Genomic DNA, 1,936 nt, shown 5'->3' on the forward strand with positions numbered 1-1,936 from the left:
CGGGACCGGCTGGTCCCGCCGGCGCTGACCCGGTCCCGCGCGGGTCCGGCACAGGTGTCACCGGGCCCGCGCCGTCCCGCCCGCCGCAGCCCTCGGTCGCACCGGCCGGCGCCTCGACGGCGGGAGCGGGAAGCGGAGGGGTCCCTGCCGCGCATGGGTTGAAGCGTCAACAGCCAAGTCCGGGCTCCGCGCCTGCATTTGACGTGATGCGGAGTCGGAGGGACGCTGGATGTCGTAGTACGAAGAAGGGCGCTCGGACGCGCCCCGCGCAAGGAAGCCCTGCGTCCCGCACGGCCTTGCGATGACCTTCGCGATCGTCCCAGCCCAGGGAGTGGGCACGATGAAGAACTCCCGCACTCCACCCAGGAGCCCGGCCGCGGCCTGCCCGGGGCCCTGCCCGGTGCCGCTGGCGCCCGACGCCCTCGCCCAGCTCTACGCCCGCTACCTCGACCTCACCACCTCGGGCCGGCTGCCGGACACCACCGCCTTCGAGGACTACTACCACACCTGGCGCTCGGCCCGGCGCGGCGCCAAGCGCGTGGGACTCGACGACGGTGCCGCCCGGGTGGGCCCGAGCGCTGTCCGCCAGCTCATCACCCGGCCTGCCAGGCGCCTGAAGGGCGTGATCAACACACTCGTACTCCTGGTCGACTTCCCCGACCGGCCGCACGACCCGAACCGTCGCCCCGGCCACTTCCGCGAGTTGCTGTTCAGCACGGCGTCCCTGCCGACGGGCAGCATGCGCGACTACTACCGCACGGTGAGCGGATTCGACCCGTTCGGCGACACCGGCATCGACGTCCAGGGCGAGGTCCAGGGCTGGTTCCGGATGCCGCAGCCGCTGTCCTTCTACGCCGACGGCAACTCCGGCCTCACCGAGGAAGGTTTCCCGCGCAACGCCCAGGGCCTGGCCCGGGACGCGGTACGGGTCGCCCTGCAGGAGGGCGTCGACTTCACGCCCTTCGACGCGCTGGACGAGCACGTGGTCACCGCCCTGTTCATCGTGCACGCGGGCCTCGGCGCCGAGCAGACGCTCGACCGGGACGATCTGTGGAGCCTCAAGTGGGGCGTGCCGAACGGCGTGAAGGTCGCGCCCGGCCTGACGGTGGAGACCTTCCTCACCGTGCCCGAGAACTGTGCGATGGGCGTGTGCGCCCACGAGTGGGGCCACCTCGCGGCACGCTGGGCGGACTACTACGACACCGGCCAGTTGGCGGCGACCAGGTCCAACGGGCTCGGTAACTACTGCCTGATGGCCTCCGGTTCCTGGGGCAACACCGGGCTCACACCGACGTTCCCCAGCGGCATGCTGCGCATGTTCCACGGCTGGGCGGCTCCGCAGCGCGTCACGGCGGGCACCAAGGACCTGGTGCTGCGGCCCTCCGCGGAAAGCGGTGACCTCGTGTTCATCCAGAACGCGGACACGATGACGGAGCGGCAGTACATCCTCGTCGAGTACCGGCGCCGCCGCGGACAGGACGCGTTCCTGCCCGACTCCGGCATCGCGGTCTTCGTCGTCGACGAAGCCATCAAGGACGTCAACGAGGAGGACGCCCTCGCCATCGAGCTGCTGCAGGCCGACGGCAAACGGGACCTCGGAGCGATCTTCGGCCGGGGCAACCGGGGAGACTCCGACGACCTGTACCCGTCCCTGGGAAACAGGGCCCTCGGCGAAACGACGACCCCGCCGCTCAACCTGCCGGACGGACGGTGGTCCGGGGTCACCATCGAGGTCGAGGGGAGTCCGGGCGACGAGATGATGGCGATCGACGTCCGGATGGACTGAGCGACGCCTTCCGGCGGGGCACCGGGCGACCGGTGCCCCGCCGCCGGGACGGTGCTCCCGCGGACGACCAGCCGGTGCGGGACCGTCGGATCGGAGACGGTTGCCTCGTTGCGGGGGCCGTGGACGCGGTCGGCGAGGCACCGCAGGGCC

Annotated in this window: 1 protein-coding gene; it reads left to right on the top strand. The window is 71.8% G+C overall.

What is annotated here, in order from left to right; all coding sequences use genetic code 11:
* Positions 1 to 340 precede the first annotated feature (340 nt).
* Positions 341 to 1,786 carry a M6 family metalloprotease domain-containing protein gene (locus B7767_RS20590; protein WP_085573512.1) on the top strand — a complete coding sequence of 482 codons (1,446 nt, stop codon included), beginning with the start codon at positions 341 to 343 and terminating at the stop codon, positions 1,784 to 1,786.
* The last annotated feature ends 150 nt before the right edge of the window (positions 1,787 to 1,936 follow it).

It is taken from the genome of Streptomyces sp. 13-12-16, from assembly GCF_002114215.1.
Classification (GTDB): domain Bacteria; phylum Actinomycetota; class Actinomycetes; order Streptomycetales; family Streptomycetaceae; genus Streptomyces.